General features: G+C 35.5%; 3 protein-coding genes and 1 tRNA gene. 1 reads left to right on the plus strand and 3 read right to left on the minus strand.

Features of this window, described 5'->3' with window-relative positions; translation table 11 throughout:
- On the minus strand, positions 1 to 253 hold a 253-nt coding region (locus tag LE180_RS06595; RefSeq protein WP_374134659.1), incomplete at its 3' end, for a hypothetical protein.
- A gap of 869 nt (positions 254 to 1,122) precedes the next feature.
- On the opposite strand from LE180_RS06595, the gene LE180_RS06600 reads away from it, so the two are divergent.
- Complete coding sequence (locus tag LE180_RS06600) at positions 1,123 to 1,269, plus strand: hypothetical protein (RefSeq protein ID WP_374134660.1); 147 nt, start codon at positions 1,123 to 1,125, stop codon at positions 1,267 to 1,269.
- A gap of 201 nt (positions 1,270 to 1,470) precedes the next feature.
- On the opposite strand, the gene LE180_RS06605 is transcribed toward LE180_RS06600, so the two are convergent.
- Together LE180_RS06605 and LE180_RS06610 are read right to left on the minus strand one after the other, a co-directional pair.
- A tRNA-Pro gene (locus LE180_RS06605) sits at positions 1,471 to 1,544 on the minus strand.
- Between the two features lie 427 nt (positions 1,545 to 1,971).
- Positions 1,972 to 2,565: an XTP/dITP diphosphatase gene (locus LE180_RS06610; protein ID WP_374134661.1), complete on the minus strand. Its 594-nt coding sequence runs from the start codon at positions 2,563 to 2,565 to the stop codon at positions 1,972 to 1,974.
- Positions 2,566 to 2,828: the final 263 nt, after the last annotated feature.

The raw sequence follows: 2,828 nt of genomic DNA on the forward strand, positions 1-2,828 counted from the left end.
CTTCTCCTTTCCCACCAACAGCGCTGTCAAGGTCACACCTTTCAAACCGACTACCAACCAGCTTCATAGCCGATCCATCTCGCACTACATCCTCTGCCCTACCAACGGTTTTAATGTCGTTCTCAAATATACTCAACTCTACATTCCTTACTAGCCCACTTACCCCGCTCCCACCATTCTTGTTCCCTCCACATGAACTCAACACCAAACTAAATATCACAACAACGCTTATCACCCTCTTGAAATTAATCATTCTAAATCCTCTTTCGTTCTTGTAGTCCATACTCTTTAAACTCTTCTTATTTTGTACTTCAGAATCTAAACTCTATTTTTGTACTCTTTTAAATAATCAATTACAACTGTTGTCATTATACAAATTTAATCCCCTACTTTTAACATTTCAACCTTGAAAATTATACAATCAAAACAATCAAAATTCAATCAGAGATCTTTGTCTTCTTTCTACCCTTAAATCTTCCTGCCTCAAACCTTCCTGCCAGCAAATGTAACCGCCACTATTATATCAATCCGATTATATCAGTTTAAATCTTCTAAGAGTTTAATGGACACTGAATATGTCTGCCCATATTCGTATTATATCAAAACTTCTAATTTACAAGAAAATATGAAAACTTCAGGCGCGTTTAGGTGCTGGACTAATTGCCATTGAGTTTTTGTAAGAAAACTTCTACAATACTAGCCCGATACTTTCCGCCACTACTGTTGCATTAGCAACTTGAATTCGTCAAAATGGAATCGTCAGTCGGAGAATTAAAAAAGTTTTTATTAACGATGGATTTTGTATAGAAAGGGACAATTGCGGGTTTGATAGACATGTCACAGCTTTAAGCAACATGGAAAAACAACAATTTGCTACTAAATTAGCAATAAATTGTTTGCTCAAGATGAGATAGCGTGATTTTATGGCATTTATATATAAACGTGAAAGAGTCGTGCGCCTACGACAGCAAAATTAACTAGGCGTAGCAGTAAATGGAGTTTCAGATATGGAAAGTTATCAAACGTAACAATTAAAGCCTTTACAGACGAATACTTAAAATTCGCGGTGACAAATAAACGTCCAGACAGCGTTCACAAAGATGTGGTGACTATAAAACATTTTTGAGAATAACTAACCATTTAAAAATAAACTATCTTAAAGATATTACGACGCATAATATAGAAAGCTATAAAATTATAGAAGGCAATGAAAAAGTTGTGGCATCCACCATAAACAGAGAACTGCATACGATTAAAGCATGGAGTTAGCCTTTTTACAGCAGTAAGCCAGCTTTTAGGACCATCCAAATATAAAAACCACTATGATTTATGCTCATTTATCAAAGGAACATTTAAAAAATTATGTTGATATTTTAGATTTCAGACACTCCGTAGCATGAAAGATTGAGAATTGGAAACAGCGTCCATCGTTTTTGTACTCAAAACGCGCCCTTTTACGAGTAAAAAACATCGGGGAGACGGGACTCGAACCCACAACCTCCTGCTCCCAAAGCAGGCGCGATAGCCAATTACGCTACTCCCCGACAGATCGCAATTTTTAGTAATGCCACTAGATGGTAACAAAAACTAATCTAATTTTACCAGATTTATTTAAAAAATTTATAGACAAAAGCTTACAATTCTTTTTTCAATTCTTCTTCGTCTAATCTTTTTTTGCATACGGCTTTAATGAGAGGATAATCTGCGCGGTTAGAAAGCTTTTCACGCTCTCTTTTATCATAATAGTAATCCAGTTCGAAAAAACACATAGTTTTTTTCTCAGGCGAGAAACACCCAGTTCTTCCGAGCTATCTCCACTACCGACACCGAATGCTTCAACTGTTTAGCGTCATCGGTACATTGTTTACTTGTTGAGTCAATCGTGTAGCTAGGCGACGCTTGTGTCTCTACCGAAAGATATTTCCGTAAAAATTCTCGTCAATAAAAACAAACTACGTTTTCATAATACGTCTATAAGCGTTTTAGAACCTCTTTGGCTTTTTGTAAAGCCTTTGCTCTATGACTTATAGAATTTTTCACTTCGGAACCAAGCTCCGAGAAAGTTTTCCCATATTCCGGAACATAAAAAATAGGATCATACCCAAACCCACTGGTCCCTGCAACCCGCAAGCTTATTGTACCAAATATTTTACCTTCCGTAAAATATATTTTGCCTTCAGGACTCGAAATTGCAATTACAGTTCTAAATTTTGCCGTTCTTTTTTCTGTAGCAACACCGTTCAAAGCAGCAAGAAGTTTTTTATTAGTATCATCGTAGCTACATCCTTCGCCGGCATACCTTGCCGAATAAACACCGGGCGCGCCATTTAAGTAATCAACTTCTAAACCAGAATCATCTGCAATAGTCCATTGTTTAAAAAATTCAGCGGCTTCCCTTGCTTTTTTTGCAGCATTTTCTTCAAGCGTTTTGCCGTCTTCTATTGTTTTTGGGTATTTATCAAAAGAAATCATTGGCACAATTTTAATATTCAAATCTTTTAATATTTCTTTTATTTCTTCGATTTTATGTAAGTTTCTGGTAGCAAAAATTATTTCTTTTATCATTTTTAAAGTTCCTAGCAAAAAAGAATGAAGCGACAAAAATAAAAAATATGGAGTAATGCTAAAATTTTATGCCGTGAAGCCTCCAAACAGCAAAAAAGGACTTTTCCACTAAAATTGAAATCCTTTTTTTATGTATCAAATGTACAACAAACAATGCTAGAATTGGGGTTCAATTCTAGCATTGTTTGTTGTACATTTGATACATAAAAAAAGGATTTCAATTTTAGTGGAAAAGTCCTTTTTTGCTGTTTGGAGGCTTCACG

The sequence above is a fragment of the Candidatus Endomicrobiellum pyrsonymphae genome (genome assembly GCF_020328025.1).
Lineage (GTDB): Bacteria > Elusimicrobiota > Endomicrobiia > Endomicrobiales > Endomicrobiaceae > Endomicrobiellum > Endomicrobiellum pyrsonymphae.

Coding starts and splice junctions, on each gene's coding strand:
- LE180_RS06610 (WP_374134661.1), bottom strand. CDS start 2,565: ATGATAAAAGAAATAATTTTTGCTACCAGAAACTTACATAAAATCGAA.